Below are 20,565 nucleotides of genomic sequence, written 5' to 3' on the forward strand. Positions count from 1 at the left end.
TATGTCTCCAACAAATCCAAACCAAGCTAAAAAGCTGATTAAAGTGCCAGAGATGCGCCGTATTAAACACATCCATTTTGTGGGGATTGGTGGTGCGGGGATGTGCGGTATTGCCGAAGTATTGAGTAACCAAGGTTATAAAATTTCAGGCTCTGACATTAAAGCCTCAAAAACCACAGCGCAACTCGAAGCCAATGGCATCAAAGTGTATATTGGTCATAGTGCTGAAAATATTAAAAATGCCAATGTATTGGTCGTTTCAACTGCAATCGATCCTGAAAATCCAGAGATCAAAGCCGCGATCGAGCAGCGTACGCCGATCGTGCGTCGTGCGGAGATGTTGGGTGAGTTGATGCGCTATCGTCACGGGATTGCTGTGGCAGGTACGCATGGTAAAACCACCACCACCAGTTTGCTCACCACTATGTTGGCTGAAGAAAACCTCGATCCGACCTATGTGATCGGTGGATTGTTGAATAGCACAGGTGTAAATGCTGCACTTGGTGAAAGCCGTTTTATCGTAGCTGAAGCCGATGAGTCAGATGCATCGTTCTTGTATTTGCAACCGATGGCGGCCATCGTCACCAATATTGATGCGGATCACATGGATACCTACGACGGTAGCTTTGACAAGTTAAAAGATACCTTCATCCAATTTTTACATAATTTACCGTTCTATGGCTTAGCTGTAGTCTGTGGTGATGATGCCAATATTCGCGAGATTCTTCCGCGAGTCGGTCGTCCTGTGATTACTTATGGCTTTGATGACGACAATGACGTTCGTGCCATTGATGTAGAACAAGATGGTATGCGGTCACACTTCACGGTGTTGCGTAAAGATCGTGAGCCGTTACGTGTCACCGTCAACCAACCAGGTTTGCATAATGTACTGAATGCACTTGCTGCGATTGGGGTGGCAACCGATGAGGGCGTTTCGGATGAGGCGATTTGTCGTGCGCTAGCCGGATTTAGCGGTGTCGGTCGTCGTTTCCAGGTTCAAGGTGAGTTTGAAGTCGGGGATGGCTTGGTGAAATTGGTAGATGACTATGGTCACCATCCTAAAGAAGTCGAAGCGACCATTAAAGCGGCGCGTGCCAGCCACCCAGATCGCCGTCTAGTGATGATGTTCCAGCCGCACCGTTATAGTCGTACCCGTGATTGTTTTGATGATTTTGTGGATGTGTTGTCTCAGGTTGATCAATTACTGTTGTTGGAAGTATATGCTGCAGGTGAAAAACCAGTGGTCGGTGCTGATAGCCGAGCTTTAGCGCGTAGTATTCGTCTACGCGGTCAGGTTGAACCGATTTTGGTTGATCCAGTCGAAGGCAATTTACCAAGTGTTTTACAAAAAGTGTTACAAGCGAATGACTTGTTATTAACACAAGGCGCAGGTAACGTGGGGGCAATTTCGGTAGAATTGGCTCAGCATCGCTTGTATGCCAAATAATTGTATTTTGTGAATATTAAAGTTTTAAGGATATAAACGTGTCAAATGCTGCAAAATTCGGCAAAGTTGCTGTGTTGTTTGGTGGGAAGTCGGCTGAACGTGCTGTGTCATTGGATAGTGGTCAAGCCGTTTTAGATGCATTGTTGCGTTCGGGCGTGCAAGCAGAAGCATTTGATCCACAAGATCGTAGTGTGACTGAATTGGCTGATTATGATCGTGCTTTTATCGTATTACATGGTCGCGGTGGCGAAGATGGCCAGATCCAAGGGGTGTTGGAATGGTTAAATGTTCCTTATACAGGCACTGGGGTACAAGGTTCAGCGATTGGTATGGACAAGGTCAAAACCAAGCAAATTTGGCAAGGCAGTGACTTACCAACAGCGCCATACCGCATTATTAGCAAAGCGACTGACCTAGATGCTGTGATTGCGGAATTAGGCTTGCCTGTGATTATTAAACCTGTGCATGAAGGCTCAAGTGTCGGCATGAGTAAGGTTGAGAAAGCAGAAGACTTTGCTGCTGCAATTGAAAAAGCAACGCAGCATGATGCTGTGGTGATGGCTGAAAAATGGATTACAGGCCGTGAATTTACCATTTCATTTTTGAATGGTCAGCCTTTACCTGTGATTCGTTTACAACCTCCAGCAGATGTCGCATTTTATGACTATGAAACCAAGTATCAACGTAATGATGTTGAGTACGGGATTCCTTGTGGATTAAGCGAAGCCGAAGAGCAAAGTTTAAAAGCGCTTTGCTTGCGTGCTTTTCAAGCCGTGGGTGCGGAAGATTGGGGACGTATTGATGCCATGCAAGATGAGCAAGGCAACTTCTGGTTGTTGGAAGTGAATACTGTTCCAGGTATGACCAGTCATTCTCTCGTGCCAAAAGCAGCACAAGCCGTGGGTTATAGTTTCGATCAGCTCTGCGTTGCGATTTTAGAGCAAACGTTAACAAAGTCGGCTTAATTTATGGCTCAACTCCCTGCATCTATGCGTCGTAAATCACGGCCTGCGATTAGCTCTATTCATGAGAAACCGCCTTCACCTCAACAAAAGATGGTGAATGCGGGTGGCTGGATATTGCTGGTGATTGCAGTCGCGATGCTGGCATTGGGTATTTATGGCTTGTATAAAGTCATGACTGATGCCACAGTGGCGGAATTGCAGGTGGTTGGCGCAAATTCAGAACAAGAAAACCAGCTGTTAGCTCAAAAACTAACACCGATTATTCAAGATAATTATTTCACTTCGGATTTAGAGCTTATTCGAGATCAAGCATTAAACGTTTCATGGGTCGACCGTGTGGTCGTGTCACGAGCTTGGCCAAATGCAATTCGTGTGCGGGTGATGCCGCGTCATGCAATTGCGCGTTGGGGAACAGGGCGTTTGCTCAGTGACAATGGTGAAGTATTTAGCGAAGCTGTGCCAAAAGCACATCCAAATTTACCGCTTTTACATGGTCCCACCAGCCAATCCAAAATGATGATGCGCCGTTATAATGAAATTAATCAGCTTTTTCTGCCTGCTGATTTGCGTTTAAAAGAGTTGTATTTAACTGAGCGTATGACGTGGTTTATGCAGTTTGATTCGGGTTTACGTATTATTGTAGATCAAGATCAAACCATGAATAAACTACAACGCTTAAGCCATTTGGCACAAACGGATCTTAAACCTGTATGGCCCAAAATCTCGGCGATTGACTTGCGTTATCGGAATGGCCTTGCCATTCAATGGAGAAATGCAACACCGCCTAAGATCGTCAACGGTCAGTTTGTTGTAACGATTGATGACACAAGCCTTGCAGGTGCAATTCAGGCAAAGCCATAATACGTGGCTTGAAAACAACAGGCAGTTTGCCCGTACTACACAACAAAATATGGTATTCAAGTAATGAGTGAAACTGTTCCCTCAGTTGTTACGATTGATATTGGGACTCATAAGGTCACAGTTTTAATTGGTAAAATCCATGCGCCGGACAAGATTCAAGTCATTGGCATGGCATCTGCTCGTAACCGAGGTATGGTTAAGGGCAAGATTGTCAGTCTAGATAAGGTCATTGCGGCAATCAAAAATGCGGTATCCGAAGCTGAGGATATGGCAGAGTGCCGTATTCATAGTGCATGGGTATCTATTCCAAGTACTGAATTACAGAGTTTTTATGCGTCTGGTCGTACGCCTGTAGCTAACCATGATCATATTATTACAACAAATGAAGTGGTCAGGGCGTTAGAGTTGGCGAAAGCCAGTCATGTTTCCCCAGATTATTACCTAGCAAGTGCAGTGCCACTCGGATTTGAATTGGGTGATTCGGCAGAATGGGTACAGAACCCCGTTAATATGTCTGCGCACAGTATGACGGGGCATTATCAATTGATGATGATGCCGATTAGTACTATGCAGAACCTTGATCGTGCGATGAAAGGTGCGAATATCGGGGTGGAAAAAATGGTGGTCTCTTGCTTAGCAACCGCGGAAGCAAGTCTGCTCAAAGATGAAAAAGAATATGGCGTATGTTTGGTGGATATTGGTGCGGGTATTACCAATATTGCGGTATACCTGGATGGACGCCTAGCGCTAGCACGTACTTTGCAGCGTGGCGGTGAAAATGTAACGCGTGATATTGCCGCTGTTCTACAGACCACTACAGACGAAGCTGAGCGTATCAAGATACTGCATGGTTGTGTTGACCTAAGTGTGGTGAAACCTGATCATATGATTCAAGTGCAAGGCATTGATGGTCCTCAAACCATTAGTCGCATTGAGCTTGCAGAAATCATCATTGCTCGTTATGAAGAGATCTTTGCACTCATTCGTGAAGAGTTACAACATAGTGGCGCGATTCATGGTTTGTATCATGGCGTGGTGTTAACGGGTGATGCTTGTCAAATTGAGGGTATGGTGAATTTGGCGCGACGGATGCTTGGTGTTTCTGCACACTTGGGCAATCCACCGTTGCAGGTCTATGCGGACGATCAACATTTACCAGCTTTGCGTCGTTCGATGTATGCCACGGCTTCAGGTCTGTTGATGTTTAGCCAAAGTGAATTGCAAGATGTGGTTGAAGAACCAGAAGAAGCAGCGGATCGTAGTTTTGTGGATCGTGTTGCCAATGGCTGGAATGCATTGAATAGCAAATTAAAGGCTATATTCTAGGGTTGGTAGAGATTTCACAGATAACGCAAGGCATGATTGAAATCTAAACACACCTTTAGTTGTAGTTATTTTTAGGAAAATTTGTTAGGAAGTTGTAATAGTAGGTCACTCTACTTGACAAGTTGGTGATTATTGCACAGCATCCTAAACATCAGTAGTTTTAAAAATCAGGGCAGTAACGGGCTGAAGTAACTGCCATTAATATATTAGGAAATCTAAAGGTCATGGCCTCATTTGAATTTATAGAAGATGAACTAGACGATGGCAACGGTCAAGCCCGTTTCACAGTGTTTGGCGTTGGTGGTGGTGGTGGTAATGCTGTTCAGCACATGGCGCAGTCTGATATTCAAGGTGTGAAATTTGTCTGTGCAAATACAGATAAGCAAGCACTGGATTGTATGAATGCACCATTCAAGATTCAATTGGGTGAGCAAAGTACCCGTGGCCTAGGCGCTGGCGCAAACCCAGAAGTCGGTCAGGTTGCTGCGGAAGAAAGTCGTGACCTGATTCGCCAACACCTTGAAGGCACGGACATGGTCTTTGTCACTGCAGGCATGGGTGGTGGTACGGGTACCGGCGCAGCGCCAGTGGTGGCTGAAGTTGCAAAAGAAATGGGTATCTTGACTGTGGGTGTCGTCACCACACCATTCAACTTTGAAGGTCGTCGTCGCCAGAAATCTGCGGAAAAAGGTATTGATGCTTTAGAAGCGCATGTTGATTCATTAATTATCATTCCGAACCAGCGCCTACTCAGTGTTTATGGCGATATTTCAATGAAAGATGCCTATAAAAAGGCAGATGACGTATTGTTAAATGCGGTTCGCAGTATCTTCGATCTCGTGGTCAATCGTGGTCATATTAACCTTGACTTTGCCGACTTAAAAACAGCGATGAGTACACGTGGTTATGCCATGATGGGTGCTGGTTTAGGTCGTGGTGAAGATCGTGCACGCCAAGCTGCTGAGCAAGCGATTCGCAGCCCGTTGCTAGATAATGTAAATATTATCAATGCCAAAGGCGTGTTGATCAATATTACGGGTGGTGATGATATTACCCTTCGTGAAACAGAAATTATTACCGATATTGTCAATCAAATTGTTGATTTGGATGATGGTGAGATTTTCTATGGCACCGTATTTGATCCAGATGCACGTGATGAGCTTCGTGTGACCGTTATTGCAACGGGTTTAACTCGAAATTCGGCTGAGGTTGATCATAAAAAACGTACGACCAGTGCGCATGCTTCATCTCAAGGGGCGCAAGCCGTTGATGAGGATGATGTTCCTGCGATTAACAAGCGTGCCAATGCGGAGTCTTCCGCGAGTGCAGCACCAAGTTCTTCGCCGCTTTCATCTCCAATGAGTATTCAAGACTATTTGAAAAATCAGCAACGCAAATAATCAAATTTTAGAGTTGTTAAAAAGGGGTATTCATTACCCCTTTTTTTATTTTTTAGAATAAATTGGCCGTCATGTCGCTATTGCTTACGTTTTATGTCTGCTCTTATTAAGATTTTCTTTGACAAGGCAATCCATTTATGAAGTGCCAAAAGACCCCAAATATGCTAACTTATAGCGGTTTTTGCAAATAAAGTTGGCATGGCATGTTGAAACAACGGACTCTCAAACGTGTGGTGAAAGCGAGCGGTATTGGTCTGCACAGTGGTCAAAAGGTGCTGATTAATTTTGTTCCACACCATATTGATGGAGGTATTGTCTTTCGCCGTATCGACTTAAATCCGCCAGTGGACATTCCCGCCGATGCTTTGCTGATTCAAGAAGCATTCATGTGTTCAAATCTTGTTCGAGATGATATTAAAGTCGGGACTATTGAGCATGTCATGAGTGCGATTGCTGGACTGGGGATTGATAATTTGATTGTTGAGGTGTCTGCGTCTGAAGTTCCGATTATGGATGGAAGTGCAGGGCCATTTATTTATTTGCTGATGCAAGGCGAACTCGCTGAGCAAGATGCCCCGAAGAAATTTATTCGAATTTTAAAGCCTGTTGAAGCATTAATAGAAGATAAACGCGCGATTTTTACACCTCATTCAGGTTTTCAGCTGAACTTTACCATTGATTTTGATCACCCTGCATTTGCCAAAGAATACCAATCCGCCACCATTGATTTTTCAACGGAAGTCTTTGTGTATGAAGTGAGTGAAGCTCGCACCTTTGGTTTTATGAAAGATTTAGACTACTTAAAAGCCAATAATCTGGCATTGGGCGCAAGCTTAGACAATGCGATTGGTGTGGATGATACGGGCGTTGTGAATGAAGAAGGATTGCGCTTCTCAGATGAATTTGTTCGACATAAAATTTTAGATGCTGTGGGGGATTTATATTTACTCGGGCATCAGGTTATCGCCAAGTTTGATGGCTATAAATCAGGTCATGCGCTCAATAATCAACTATTACGCAATGTTCAAAATGATCCAAGCAGCTATGAAATTGTAACATTTGATGACGAAAGTAATTGCCCGATTCCTTATGTAAGTGTGACATAAGTCATTGTCTTTTCATGCCTATGTTATAATGTAACGAATTAAAATGAGACACATATCACGGAAAATAACAGCATATTCCATCACTTAAGTTGAGCTGTTACTTTTTATTGCTTGCCAAACGTAGTAAAGCTTGGCTAAGCTTAGGGTCGCTCACATATTCAGCGGCGCTACGCAATTGCTCTTGAGTCTCTGATGTAAGTACCTTTGATGGGGGGGATAGTTCTTTAGATACAATCATTTTGTGTCTTAAACGAACTTGAATTTTTCGTAAATCATGGAGTCCTTCGAGTTGAGCTAACTGCGCAACATAGTGGCTTTGCAAATAACTGAGTTGACTAATCATTGCTTGATTTTCACCTGTTATGATCAGAACACCATGTTGATAACAAACAACCTGCCATTGCTCTGGTTGGGGTAGTAAAGGTTGAATAATTTTCGTAAGTTGTGTCCATTGTGTGACTTGCGTCGTCAGAAACGTTAAGTTTCCAGTTTTGGTACGTTGTCCTTTCTGTTGAAAAACGTTGCTAGGTTCAGACATGTCAACTTCCTTCGAGGTGGTGTGTTCATCTTAAGCGTTTATTTTAGCTGTTATCAAGGAAGAGATGATAAAGGGACTTTTTAAGGACGGTTTCAAGAGGTTTTTTATGCATCATACGCGTCGTATTTTACTCGCATTTTCATTGGCTGCTTCAGCTGCTTCAGTTGCTTTTGCAGACTATCAAAATATGAATCAAGCAACTGACGGTGACCGTTTAGAACAGTTATCAAAGACTTTAGCTCAGGGTTCTTATGCCCACCCAGATGATATTGATTTACCTGCTGTATCCAATGTATCGGTTAAGTTACGTGAAAAAACCATTGAATTGAATAATGCCACCATTGAGAAAAAATATGGTCGTCAAGATAGCGGATCATCATTCTCAGCGGGTACAGGTCATTCTTGGTTGGTGAGTCACCCGCTACAAGAAGGTCGAGTAAGTTCCACTTGGGGCAATCGTACTTTATTAGGTTCGACCCGTCACCATTCTGGTGTTGATATTGCAGCACCATCAGGCACACCCATTTATGCAACAGGTCCTGGTGTAGTGACAAAAGCGGGTTGGGGTACAGGTTATGGTCAATACGTTGAAATTGATCATGGCAGCGGTTATGTCACGCGTTATGCACATGCATCACGCTTGATGGTGAATGCAGGTGAACGTGTAGGTGCTGGTCAGCATATTGCCAATGTTGGGTGTACAGGTCGTTGTACTGGACCGCATTTACATTTTGAAGTTGTGAAAGATGGTCAACGTAAAAACCCTTCAACTTACCTTGCAATGTTGCCTTAATGTAATTTGTTAACACTTGTATATCAATATTTAAAAAAAATCGTCTTTATTGGCGATTTTTTATGTTTTATGTTTGATTTGGGTCAATGACTATTTAGGAAAAAAATATTAAGTGCTTTTGTATTCATTTAGGGCAATACCTTTATGAAGCCAAAACATGATAAATATAGCAACAACAATATAACTTAAGGGAAAAGGTGAATTATATGGCGTTTTATGGCGACTCTGACGCGCAGGAAACCCAAGAATGGCAAGATGCTTTTGATTCAGTATTACAGCACATGGGCACGGAGCGCGCTGCTTTCTTACTGGAAAAGCTTTATCAACGGGCGATTGCGAAACATGTTCCGATTCAACGCTTAAATACACCTTATCTCAATACGATTTCAGTTGAAGAACAACCTGCGATGCCCGGCGACCAAGATATGGAACGCCGTATTCGTGCATTGATTCGTTGGAATGCCTTAGCAATGGTACTTCGTGCGAATAAAACAGGTGATGATTTAGGTGGACACTTGGCGAGCTTCGCATCAAGTGCAACATTATATGACGTAGGTTTTAACCATTTCTTCCGCGCAAACAGCAATAACTTTGGCGGAGATATGATTTATTACCAAGGACACTGTGCTCCTGGTATTTATGCACGTTCATTCCTTGAAGGACGTTTAACTGAAGAACAGTTAAGTAATTTCCGCCGTGAAGTGGGGGGTAACGGTTTACCAAGCTATCCACATCCGTATTTAATGCCGGACTATTGGCAATTCCCAACAGTATCAATGGGTCTTGGTCCAATCATGTCGATTTATCAGGCACACATTCAAAAATATTTGATGAATCGTGGCTTAATCAAAGAAGAAGATCGTAAAGTCTGGGCATATCTTGGCGATGGTGAGATGGATGAGCCAGAAAGTACGGGTGCAATTTCACTTGCTGGTCGTGAAAAGCTTGATAACCTAATTTGGGTCGTGAACTGTAACTTACAGCGCCTCGATGGTCCTGTACGTGGTAACGGTAAAATTATTCAAGAATTAGAATCTTTATTCCGTGGTGCGGGCTGGCGTGTGATTAAAGTGGTGTGGGGCCGTCATTGGGATCCTCTACTGGCTCAAGATAATTCAGGCGCTTTAAAAGCGGTAATGGAAGAAACAGTTGATGGTGAGTACCAGCGCTATCAAGTGAAAGGTGGTGCATATACACGTGAGAAATTCTTTGGCAAGTACCCAGAAGCTGCGGAACTTGTAAAAGATTTAAGCGATGAAGACATCGATAATCTTAACCGTGGTGGTCATGACCCGTATAAAGTTTTTGCTGCCTATGCAGAAGCAATGAAAGCCAAAGGTCAACCAACAGTTATTCTTGCGAAAACTGTCAAAGGTTACGGTTTGTCTGAGGAAATTGAAGCGGTGAACAAAACTCATCAAATCAAAAAAATGCAGGTCGACTCTTTGAAATATGTACGTGACCGTTTTAACCTGCCATTTACAGATGATAAGTTAGAAGAGCTCCCATTCTATCGCCCAAGTGAAAACTCTCCAGAAATGAAGTATATGAAGGCGCGTCGTGAAGCATTAGGTGGTTACCTACCTGCACGTCGTCGTGAGAGTGAAACTTTAGCGATTCCTGAGTTGTCTGTATTTGATGCTGTATTAAATGGTTCAGGTGGTAAAGAACAATCGACCACGATGTTGATGGTGCGTTTAATTTCTGCCTTACTGAAAGAAAAAGCAATTAAAGACCGCGTAGTACCAATCGTTCCAGATGAAGCACGTACTTTTGGTTTAGAAGGCATGTTCCGTCAGCTCGGTATTTATGCCGCTCACGGTCAAAAATATACCCCAGAAGACCAAGAGCAGTTAATGCATTACCGTGAAGCAAGTGACGGCCACATGCTTCAAGAAGGAATTAATGAAGCTGGTGCGATGAGTGCATGGGCGGCGTTAGGTACCAGTTATTCAACCAACAACTTGCCGATGATTCCAATGTACATGTACTACTCAATGTTTGGTTTCCAACGTATTGGTGACATTGCATGGGCGGCAGGTGATGCACAGGCACAAGGTTTCTTACTCGGTGCTACTGCTGGCCGTACCACATTGAACGGTGAAGGTTTACAGCACCAAGATGGTCATTCACATATCTTGGCGAACACAATTCCAAACTGTGTATCTTATGATCCATGCTTTGGTTATGAATTGGCCGTGATCGTACACGACGGTTTACAACGTATGTATGTGAACCAAGAGCGCGTGTTCTATTACCTCACGGTAATGAACGAAAACTATGAGCATCCTGCAATGCCAGAAGGCGCTGAGGAAGGCATTAAACGTGGTATGTACTTGTTCGAAAAAGATGAAAAAGCAACTGTCCAATTACTTGGTTCAGGTGTAATTCTTCGTGAAGTGATTAAAGCTGCGAAAATCTTACGTGATGAATACCAAATCCACTCAAACGTTTGGAGTGTAACGAGCTTCAATGAGTTGTCACGTGATGGCATGGCATGTGAAGAATACAACCGCTTACACCCGCTTGCTGAAGAAGTGAAAGAATCTTGGGTATCTAAACAATTACGTGGTACAGAAGGTATCGTCGTTTCTGCTACAGACCATATGCGTGCGTACAGCGAACAAATCCGTGCATATCTTCCTGATGGTCGTCCATTTGTTGCATTAGGTACAGATGGTTACGGCCGTTCAGATACACGTGCGAACTTACGTAGTTTCTTTGGTGTTGATGCTGCGCATATCGTTGTTGCGACTTTGAAAAAATTAGCTGACGAAGGTGAAGTAGATGCACGTTTGGTTAAAGATGCAATTTCTAACTTTGAATTAGATACTGATCGTCCAGTGGCTTGGGCTCCACAAGCGCATCCACAAGTTCAAGCCGTGGCTGAATACACTGAAAATCAAGCGGGTGAGGGGAATTAATCATGCAAATCCAAGCACCTGATATTGGCGTAGATAAGGCTCTTGTCGCAGAGATTTTGGTAAAAGTGGGTGATCACGTTGCAGTTGAGGATAGCCTTTTGGTTCTAGAATCAGATAAAGCAACAGTTGAAGTACCCAGCACTGCAGCAGGGGTCGTTAAAAGCATTTTGGTAAAACAAGGTGATGAAGTCACAGAAGGCGTGGCTCTGATTGAGCTTGAAGAGCAAGCTCAAGCGTCAGAAGCGACCACGACTGAAGCACCTAAAGCAGAAAGTCAGAAAGCGGAAGTAAAAGCTGAGAAAACTGAAGACCAACCAGCACCAGTGGCGGCTAAAACAGCGAATGCGACGCAAGTGGTTGATGTGAAAGTGCCTGACATTGGTGTTGAAAAAGCATTGGTTGCAGAGATTTTGGTCAAAGTTGGTGATCAGATTGAAACTGAGCAAAGCATCGTGGTGGTTGAGTCAGACAAAGCCACAGTAGAAGTGCCAAGCTCGGTCGCTGGTGTGGTTGAGTCGATTCAGATTAAAGAAGGCGACAGTGTTAAAGAGGGTGTTGTATTGATTCAAGTCAAAACAACAACCACTGAAACTGCGTCAGCACCGCAAGCTGAACCTGCTGAAGCCGAAGCACCTGCCTCAACCAGTACCACAACAGGTGAAGTTGAAATCACAGTGCCTGATCTTGGTGTAGATAAGGCAGTTGTTTCTGAAATTTTGGTCAATGTCGGTGATCGTGTAGAAGCACAACAAAGTCTATGCGTGGTTGAGTCAGATAAAGCCTCAGTGGAAGTACCAAGTTCATCAGCAGGCATCGTGAAAGCCATTCATGTGTCATTGAATCAAGATGTGCGCCAAGGGATGCCGTTGGCAAGTATTGAAGTGAGTGGCGAGGCTGTTCCAGCCACTGCCAAAGCACCGAAAGCGTCTCCAGCTGAAGAAGTACGTAGTCCAGCAACTAAACCACAACCAGTGGCGGCTCAAACGCAGTCAGCTCCAGCGCAACCAGAGAAGCTGAGCAAGCAACAAGAGGCCGACAACGCCAAAGTGTATGCTGGCCCAGCGGTGCGTAAGTTGGCACGGGAATTGGGTGTGGTACTTGGGCAAGTCAAAGCTTCGGGTGAGCATGGTCGTGTGATGAAAGACGATGTTTTTGCATATGTAAAAACTCGATTGACTACAGCACCAGCAAGTCCAACAACTCAAGCTGCACCAGCGGCTTCTGGTTTACCAGCTTTACCAGACTTTAGTGCCTTCGGTGGCGGTGAAGTTAAAGCGATGACGCGCTTGCAGCAAGTTTCTGTTCCGCAGTTGTCATTGAATAACTTTATTCCTCAAGTCACGCAGTTTGATTTAGCGGATATTACTGAGTTAGAAGCGTGGCGTGGTGAACTCAAAGAAGGTTTTAAAAAGCAAGGGATTAGCTTAACCATCTTGGCATTTATTGCCAAAGCGGTTGCTCACTTGCTGAAAGAAGAGCCTTATTTTGCTGGACACTTGGCGGATGATCAAAAATCCGTGCTATTACGTAATGAAATTCATATGGGTATTGCGGTTGCAACGCCAGATGGATTAACCGTTCCTGTATTGCGCAATCCTGACCAGAAATCGATTAAGCAAATTGCCACTGAATTGGCTGAGCTGAGCCAAAAAGCGCGTGATCGTAAGTTGTCACCGAAAGATTTGCAAGGTGCGAACTTTACTATTACCAGCTTAGGTTCAATTGGCGGTACGGCGTTTACACCACTGGTCAACTGGCCTCAAGTTGCAATTTTGGGTATTTCACCTGCAACTATGCAACCAGTCTGGAATGGCAAAGACTTTGATCCGCGACTAATGCTGCCACTATCATTATCTTATGATCATCGTGTGATTAATGGTGCAGATGCGGCACGTTTTAGTAATAAGCTCACTAAGTTATTAAAAGATATTCGCAGTTTATTGCTGTAAATAATTTGAATATAGAGAACCTCGCTTATGCGGGGTTTTCTTTTTTGGGAAATTTAAAATAACAGACTTTCTTTGAGCGCTGTTTTATTTAGAATGAATCATCAGAATTCAATACGCTTAAACTAGAGGTAGAGATGTTCGCGATTTATAAAGTGATGTTACCGCTCGTGTTGATTGTTTTTGTGCTGATGGGATTGTGGGTGAGTTACTTACACTTTCCATGGGAATGGATCATCTATGCCGTAATGGGCTTGGAGGTGTTGCTTGCGACCGTGGCGATGACAATGGAATATCAAGCGCAGCATGCGGGCAGCACCAGCGGTTGGGGAAGTATGGGGATTATTGGCGGCAATGTCGTTTTTGCATGCCTATTGGGGCTTTTTAGATGTGTACTGTGGTGGTATCAAAAAATCTAAATTTAGAGATTTTAAATAGGATATGGATTTGTTAGAATAAAACCACTTCATTGGGGAGTAGCCGCTCTTTACGCAAAGTAAAGAGGTGATGATCAACATAATTGTTCAACAGAACATGGTCATCATAGCAAAGAACCAAAAACAGCTTTTTAGCTGTGCTTTTGTTGGCAAGACCTTTGATTTATCACTCTGCAATCAATCTATTTGATTTTGGCTAGCAGGAGGGATAGGTCATCGGTATATTTTGCTAGCCAGAGCATTCAACAATGTATGAATTTCTCATCTCGACTTCTATCGTTGCCCTTGCAGAAATGGGCGATAAAACTCAACTTCTGGCTTTATTGCTTGCCGCACGTTTTCGTAAACCGATTCCGATTCTGATTGCCATATTATTGGCGACATTGATTAATCATGGTTTATCGGCTGTCCTTGGGCAATGGATCACCACCGTACTGAGTCCTGAAATCTTATTGTGGATTCTTGCCTTGGGTTTCATTGGGATGGCGATTTGGATGTTGATTCCAGATGAATTGGGTGATGAAACTGAAAATATCAATAAATGGCAAAAATTTGGTGTGTTTGGTGCAACGTTTATCTTATTTTTCTTGGCAGAAATCGGCGATAAAACCCAAATTGCAACGGTCGCATTGGCGGCTCGTTTTGACAGTATTTTTTGGGTCACGCTCGGCACAACCTTAGGCATGATGATTGCCAATGCACCGGCGGTATTTATTGGTAATAAATTGGCTGAACGTTTGCCGATTGCTTTGATTCATAAGATTGGTGCTGCGATTTTCTTAATTATTGGTCTATCGGCTTTGGTTCAGCATTATTTCTTGTAATGTTTAACATGAGAAAGAGCAACGCTCACGTGTGTATCACGTGAGTTTTTAAGGTTTTATGCGGATAAAGACCTTACAAATCTTTTGCATTTAAACCTAACTTTTTTAGAATTTCAGCGATCAAGGATAATGATGATTGAGCCTGTGAATAAAAAAAATGAGAAACGCTATTTTTATCAAATTTTGATTGGAACGATTTTGGGTTTTGTCATTTTAGGTGCGGTGACGATTTTGTTCCGAACATCGCATGATTATTTAATGTATACGAAATGGAAATATTATGGCGAACCTGTAAGGGGTTGCTCAGATATTTATAAGCTTACGGAGGCGGATCGAGATACAAGAAATCTAACATGGACAATACAATATAGTTATTTAAGCAATGATATTTTTTTGACAGTTTTACGACCTAACACCTCTATAGCCTGTACTTATATTTCTAAGGGACAGTATTAAAATTATTTTCATCATAGAAAATGAAAACCACACTGAAATTTGTTGCACTTCGTTATTGAATTAGCCTTATGTCGGACTCAGGTTATACATACTCACTTGTTCAGAACAAGTTACAATTTTTGAGTCCCCTCTCTTTGATAAAGGGGGACTCTATCCGATTAATAGTTAAACTTCACTGTAAAGTTAATTTGACGTGGATTGCCTAAGGTAATTAGATTCTCATTGAGTGCGCCTGCATAATAATCCTTATCAAATAAATTACGAATGGCAAGCTGAGCACCCCAGTGTTCGGCATCATAACCTGCTTCTGTATCAAATAATGTATAGCTTGGGATGTCGACAGCTAACCCATTGACGCTTTTCTTCGTTTCACCTCGAAAGCCAGCACCCACATACCAGCCTATATTGGAATTCTGTTCAAAACGATAACGGGAAGAAAGGCTGTAGCTGTGTTTGGGAATATTATCGATTCGCAATCCAATGTTATCGGCTACGGTATCTTTGCTGGTTTCAGCGTCAGGCGTGTAGGTATAAGCCGCTGTGATTTTGAGCTGATTAAAGAGCTGGGCGGCGATTTCAGTTTCGACCCCACGTGTCATTTGTTCGCCACGTTGTACTTTAAAACCACTATTTATTGGGTCGGTAACAGAAACATTTTGGCGGCGTAAATCAAACCATGCAATGCTGCCTTGAATATGTTGGTCGGGACTTTGCAGTTTTAAACCGACTTCGATTTGTTTTCCTTTCTCTGGCTTAAAGGCATTGTCATAAAAATCAGTTCCTGTTGTGGGCAAGAAGGATGTTGCGTAACTGACATAAGGTGCAACGATATCGTTAATGCTATACAGGAGGGAGGCATTGCCGGTAAAGGCATTGTCAGATTGTGTTGTTTCAGTATTTTTGATCAAATTGGTATTGCTGGTTTCTGCCCAATCATGACGTCCAGCAAGATTTAAAACCAACTGATCATTGAGTTGGATTCGATCACGTAGGTATAAGCCAGTATATCTGAGACGATTGATATCATGGTTCGTTGGCGTTTCAGGGCAAACCACGGTGGTATCATATTGCGGTTCATATACATTCAAATTGCCGACTGTACAGCGATTATTGATGTAATCACTTTTTTCTTGCATGGCATCGACACCAACAGTCAATTCATGCGCCATATTGGCAAGTTTAAAGGTTTTCTGTAGCTGATTGTCGATCGCAAAGTTTAGATTATCCACGTCTTGGTAGCGCCCTTGGCGCTGAATCGTGGTGTAATCAATTTTTCCATCTTTATCTTTCGCCCAAAAGTTTTTACCTGTTGCTGCAAACACTGCTGGACCTAGCATTTCGGTTTTTTGTACGGCAAAATTTTGCTTGAACTGCCATTCGTTCTCAAACTTATGAGCGAAATTATAACCTGCCCGATACACATCTGCATTGTAAGCACCATGTGACGGTTCACTGATAAATAATTTGCTGTTTAATGAACCATTTGGATTGTCCAACAACGTTCCTAAAATGGGTAAACCTTGTTGGCGCAGATATTCACGATGTTGGTAACTGGCAATCACCGATAAATTCGTATTTTCACCGAGATCAAAATTATAAGATGGTGAAATATAGTCGTTCTTGAAATAAACAAAGTCGGTGGGATCGTTTTGATCAGCAATACGTCCATTTAAACGAAAAGCACCTTTATCACTATTATTCGGGCTGTAGTTGAGATCAAATGTGCCTTGTTTGAGTTGATTTGAGCCATAGGTCAATGTGCCGCGATAGAAACTTTCTGCTTGGGGCCGCTTGGTCACCATATTGACCATGCCACCGGGTTGTACCAAACCAAAATTGACCGATGCAGGGCCTTTTAAAACTTGGACTTGATCCATGCCTGAAATTTCGGTGGCAACGAAAGTGCTTTGCCCTTGGCGTAATCCATCAATAAACACCTGATCGGATGAGTTTTGCCCGCGAATAATAAAATCATCCCAGCCACGTCGTCCAAGTTGTCCTGATACCACACCTGCAACCCCATTGATGGCTTCGGCTAGCGTAGAGGCCTGTTTCTGTTCTAATTGTTCTTGGGTAATCACACTAACGGATTGAGCTGTTTTAAATAAAGGGTCATTTGACTTTAACAGTGAGCTGGCTTTGGTGGCCACGTAACTTGATGTAGGCTCTTGTTCTGCCTGAATTTCGATTGTGGGCAGGATATTGGTTGATTCGCTACTTTGGGGAGTCGCAGTTGCTGCATGACTTGTGGTCATAAGGGTCAGAACAGCAAGCGTTAAGAGGGTAGGTGAATATGGGAGTCGTTGCGATAGTCGCATAAGTGAGTCAGCCTAGACAAGCAGAAGTCGGATTTGATAATGAGAATTATTGTATTTAAAAAAGAGCTTTTTTAAAATGTCCAAAATATTTATTTTTAAACTGAGTGATGGAAGTGTTGTCTAAAAAAATCATCGAAAATCTGTGGTTGTGGTAAAAATGGCAGTGTGAAGCATGGGTGAAATAGAAAAGAAATGGTCAGGTAGAAATTATTTCATCATAGAAAATGAAAAATACAGCGAAATTTGTTTATAATAGCTCACGGAAATTACCAGTGAGATTGTTATGCTGACCATCGTTCAAGAAGCGTTAACCTTCGATGATGTCTTATTACTTCCTGCCTACTCAACTGTTCTCCCAAAAGATGTCTCTCTAAAGACACGTTTAACTCGCGGAATTCAACTTAATATCCCTCTCGTTTCGGCTGCAATGGATACAGTGACTGAGTCACGTATGGCGATTGCGATGGCGCAGAATGGTGGTATTGGTATTTTGCACAAAAACATGGATATTGCAGCACAAGCCGCTGAAGTACGCCGTGTGAAAAAATTTGAAGCGGGGATGGTGAAAGATCCAATCACCGTTACGCCTGAAACCACTGTTCGTGAATTGATTGCGATTACTCAAGCCAATAACATTAGTGGCGTGCCAGTGGTGAAAGATGGCAAAGTGGTTGGGATCGTGACAGGGCGTGATACACGTTTTGAAACCAATCTTGAGCAACCTGTAAGCAACATCATGACAGGTCAAGACCGCTTAGTTACCGTTCTTGAAAGCGAATCGAAAGAAAATATTCAAGCACTTCTTCAAAAACACCGTATTGAAAAAGTATTGGTGGTTGATGAAAACAATGCACTGAAAGGTTTAATCACAGTTACTGACTTCCGTAAAGCTGAGCTTTATCCAAATAGCTGTAAAGACGAACTCGGTCGTTTACGCGTGGGCGCTGCAGTTGGTACGGGTGCGGAAACACCTGCACGTGTAGAAGCGTTGGTTGAAGCTGGTGTGGATGTGATTGTCGTAGATACGGCACATGGTCATTCTGCTGGTGTGATTGAACGTGTGCGTTGGGTTAAACAAAACTTCCCACAAGTTCAAGTGATTGGCGGTAATATTGCCACTGGTGATGCAGCATTGGCATTACTCGATGCGGGTGCAGATGCTGTGAAAGTCGGTATAGGCCCAGGTTCAATCTGTACCACACGTATCGTTGCAGGGATTGGCGTTCCTCAAATGTCTGCGATTGATAATGTTGCGAGTGCTTTGAAAGGTCAGATTCCTTTGATTGCTGATGGTGGTATTCGTTACTCAGGCGATATGGCGAAAGCGATTGCAGCAGGTGCAAGCACGATCATGGTAGGTTCACTCATGGCGGGTACTGAAGAAGCGCCGGGTGAGGTTGAATTTTTCCAAGGACGTTACTATAAAGCCTATCGTGGTATGGGTTCTTTAGGAGCGATGTCTGGTGCTTCAGGTTCATCTGACCGTTATTTCCAAGATGCCAAAGCAGGGGTAGAGAAGCTCGTTCCTGAAGGTATTGAAGGTCGAGTACCTTATAAAGGCCCAATGAGTGCGATTGTACATCAAATGATGGGTGGTTTACGTTCATCTATGGGCTATACCGGTTCAGCAGATATCGAAGCAATGGCTGAAAATGCTAAATTTGTGAAGATCACCTCTGCGGGTATGCAAGAATCACATGTGCATGACGTGACGATTACCAAAGAAGCACCCAACTATCGTATTGGTTGATTTTTGGTAACTGTTTAGATTGAAAAACCGTCAGTTCACTGACGGTTTTTTTGTTTTGGTGTAAAGTGAATAACATGAAAAAGATATGGTTACAATCCATATAAAAGATAAGAAAGTGAGTAAATAATGAGTTATTTTGGTACTGATGGAATTCGTGGCAAATTTGGAGAAATGCCAATTACTCCTGAATTTGCATTGAAACTAGGTTTTGCAGCTGGAAAAGTATTAAAACGCACCAGTCCGAAAAATAAGCCAATTGTTGTTTTGGGGAAAGATACACGCTTATCCGGTTATATTTTAGAGGCGGCTCTACAAGCAGGTCTTAATGCAGCAGGTGTATATGTACATCTATTAGGTCCATTACCGACGCCAGCCATCGCTCATTTAACCCGTGCACTACATGCCCATGCTGGGATTGTGATTTCAGCATCCCACAACCCTTATTATGACAATGGCATTAAGTTCTTCTCGAGTGAGGGTAAAAAGCTTCCCGATGCGTTGCAAGAACAAATTAACCAAGAATTAGAAAATGATCTTCAAATTGAGGACAATGCGAGTTTAGGCAAAAGCGTTCGGGTAAAAGATGCCAATGGACGTTATATCGAATTTTGTAAGTCGACCTTCCCATACCATTTTGATTTGCGTAATTTAAAAATTGTGGTGGATTGTGCCAATGGCGCTGCTTATAGCGTAGGACCTTCAGTATTCCGTGAGTTGGGTGCTAAAGTGATCTCGATGTATAACGAACCAGATGGTCTAAATATCAATGAAAATTGTGGTTCTACTCATCCTGAACATTTACAGAAAGCAGTTGTTGAACATAACGCCGATCTAGGTATTGCTTTTGATGGTGATGCCGACCGCGTCGTGATGGTAGATAAAAATGGTCAATTGATTGATGGTGATCATATTCTATATATCCTAGCGACACAGGCGAAAAATAAGCCTACAGGGGTGGTTGGAACAGTGATGAGCAACATGGCACTTGAGTTGGCATTGCAAAAAGCCAATGTCGGTTTTGTGCGTGCGAGTGTAGGTGATCGTTATGTTTTACAAGCGCTTGAAGAAAATGACTGGGTGATTGGCGGTGAGCCATCAGGTCATATTCTGACACTGGATAAGAGCACCACTGGTGATGCAATTATCGCAGCATTGCAAGTGTTAACAGTGATGGTCGAACAAGGCAAAGCTTTACATGAGTTGGTCGAAGGTTTTGACTTATTCCCACAAATACTGGTCAACGTGCGTTTGCAGCAGATGATTGATCCATACTCGATTCCTGCTTTAGTTGCTGAATTTGAAAAAGCTGAACAACAATTGAAGGGGCGTGGGCGACTTTTGATTCGTAAATCAGGAACTGAGCCAGTGATTCGGGTGATGGTTGAAGGTGATCAACAACAAGAAGTTGAAACTTTAGCGCATCAATTGGCTGATGCAGTACGCGCTCAAGCCCAAGTTGCATAGCGGAGAGTCG

The 20,565-nt window shown here is 43.1% G+C and carries 15 protein-coding genes and 1 riboswitch; of the genes, 13 read left to right on the forward strand and 2 right to left on the reverse strand.

The genetic code is table 11. The annotated features are described in order from the left end of the window. Position 1: 1 nt before the first annotated feature. From murC to lpxC, 6 genes are all read left to right on the forward strand, one after another. Entirely contained in the window at positions 2–1,447 is a 1,446-nt protein-coding gene (gene murC / locus EXE30_RS00585) for a UDP-N-acetylmuramate--L-alanine ligase (RefSeq protein WP_130160755.1), read from the forward strand. Positions 1,448–1,485: 38 nt separating this feature from the next. Further along, entirely contained in the window at positions 1,486–2,412 is a 927-nt protein-coding gene (locus tag EXE30_RS00590) for a D-alanine--D-alanine ligase (RefSeq protein WP_130160756.1), read from the forward strand. Between the two features lie 3 nt (positions 2,413–2,415). Continuing rightward, complete coding sequence (locus EXE30_RS00595) at positions 2,416–3,273, forward strand: cell division protein FtsQ/DivIB (RefSeq protein ID WP_130160757.1); 858 nt, start codon at positions 2,416–2,418, stop codon at positions 3,271–3,273. A gap of 63 nt (positions 3,274–3,336) precedes the next feature. Continuing rightward, positions 3,337–4,599, forward strand: a complete 1,263-nt coding sequence (gene ftsA, locus EXE30_RS00600) for a cell division protein FtsA (RefSeq protein ID WP_130160758.1) — start codon at positions 3,337–3,339, stop codon at positions 4,597–4,599. Between the two features lie 224 nt (positions 4,600–4,823). Then, on the forward strand, positions 4,824–5,999 hold the full coding sequence (ftsZ, locus tag EXE30_RS00605) for a cell division protein FtsZ (protein WP_130160759.1): 1,176 nt from the start codon (positions 4,824–4,826) through the stop codon (positions 5,997–5,999). Between the two features lie 203 nt (positions 6,000–6,202). After that, on the forward strand, positions 6,203–7,105 hold the full coding sequence (lpxC, locus tag EXE30_RS00610; RefSeq protein ID WP_130160760.1) for a UDP-3-O-acyl-N-acetylglucosamine deacetylase: 903 nt from the start codon (positions 6,203–6,205) through the stop codon (positions 7,103–7,105). A 97-nt stretch (positions 7,106–7,202) separates the two neighbouring features. Here the strand turns inward: lpxC and EXE30_RS00615 are convergent, their stop codons facing one another. Continuing rightward, positions 7,203–7,643, reverse strand: a complete 441-nt coding sequence (locus tag EXE30_RS00615) for a DUF721 domain-containing protein (protein ID WP_130160761.1) — start codon at positions 7,641–7,643, stop codon at positions 7,203–7,205. Positions 7,644–7,749: 106 nt separating this feature from the next. Here EXE30_RS00615 and EXE30_RS00620 point away from each other — a divergent pair, with 106 nt between their 5' ends. The 5 genes from EXE30_RS00620 (at position 7,750) to EXE30_RS00645 (ending at position 14,567) form a co-directional block, all read left to right on the forward strand. Next, a complete protein-coding gene (locus EXE30_RS00620) occupies positions 7,750–8,436 on the forward strand; it encodes a M23 family metallopeptidase (protein WP_130160762.1) in 687 nt (228 codons plus the stop codon). Positions 8,437–8,642: 206 nt separating this feature from the next. Continuing rightward, positions 8,643–11,360, forward strand: coding sequence for a pyruvate dehydrogenase (acetyl-transferring), homodimeric type (gene aceE / locus EXE30_RS00625; RefSeq protein WP_130160763.1), 2,718 nt, complete (start codon positions 8,643–8,645; stop codon positions 11,358–11,360). 2 nt (positions 11,361–11,362) lie between these two features. Then, positions 11,363–13,309, forward strand: a complete 1,947-nt coding sequence (locus tag EXE30_RS00630; protein WP_130160764.1) for a 2-oxo acid dehydrogenase subunit E2 — start codon at positions 11,363–11,365, stop codon at positions 13,307–13,309. A gap of 134 nt (positions 13,310–13,443) precedes the next feature. Next, positions 13,444–13,725 (forward strand): hypothetical protein, encoded by a 282-nt coding sequence (locus EXE30_RS00635; RefSeq protein ID WP_130160765.1) that lies wholly within the window; start codon positions 13,444–13,446, stop codon positions 13,723–13,725. Between the two features lie 40 nt (positions 13,726–13,765). Continuing rightward, a riboswitch (yybP-ykoY riboswitch) is annotated at positions 13,766–13,907 on the forward strand. An 84-nt stretch (positions 13,908–13,991) separates the two neighbouring features. After that, positions 13,992–14,567 (forward strand): TMEM165/GDT1 family protein, encoded by a 576-nt coding sequence (locus EXE30_RS00645; RefSeq protein WP_004673431.1) that lies wholly within the window; start codon positions 13,992–13,994, stop codon positions 14,565–14,567. Positions 14,568–15,181: 614 nt separating this feature from the next. On the opposite strand, the gene EXE30_RS00650 is transcribed toward EXE30_RS00645, so the two are convergent. Then, on the reverse strand, positions 15,182–17,341 hold the full coding sequence (locus EXE30_RS00650) for a TonB-dependent siderophore receptor (RefSeq protein ID WP_130160766.1): 2,160 nt from the start codon (positions 17,339–17,341) through the stop codon (positions 15,182–15,184). 283 nt (positions 17,342–17,624) lie between these two features. Here EXE30_RS00650 and guaB point away from each other — a divergent pair, with 283 nt between their 5' ends. Together guaB and glmM are read left to right on the forward strand one after the other, a co-directional pair. Beyond that, entirely contained in the window at positions 17,625–19,091 is a 1,467-nt protein-coding gene (gene guaB, locus EXE30_RS00655; protein WP_121929022.1) for an IMP dehydrogenase, read from the forward strand. A 126-nt stretch (positions 19,092–19,217) separates the two neighbouring features. Continuing rightward, positions 19,218–20,555 carry a phosphoglucosamine mutase gene (gene glmM, locus EXE30_RS00660; RefSeq protein WP_130160767.1) on the forward strand — a complete coding sequence of 446 codons (1,338 nt, stop codon included), beginning with the start codon at positions 19,218–19,220 and terminating at the stop codon, positions 20,553–20,555. Positions 20,556–20,565: the final 10 nt, after the last annotated feature.

Origin of the sequence: Acinetobacter halotolerans (assembly GCF_004208515.1) — a bacterium.
In the GTDB taxonomy this organism is placed as follows: domain Bacteria; phylum Pseudomonadota; class Gammaproteobacteria; order Pseudomonadales; family Moraxellaceae; genus Acinetobacter; species Acinetobacter halotolerans.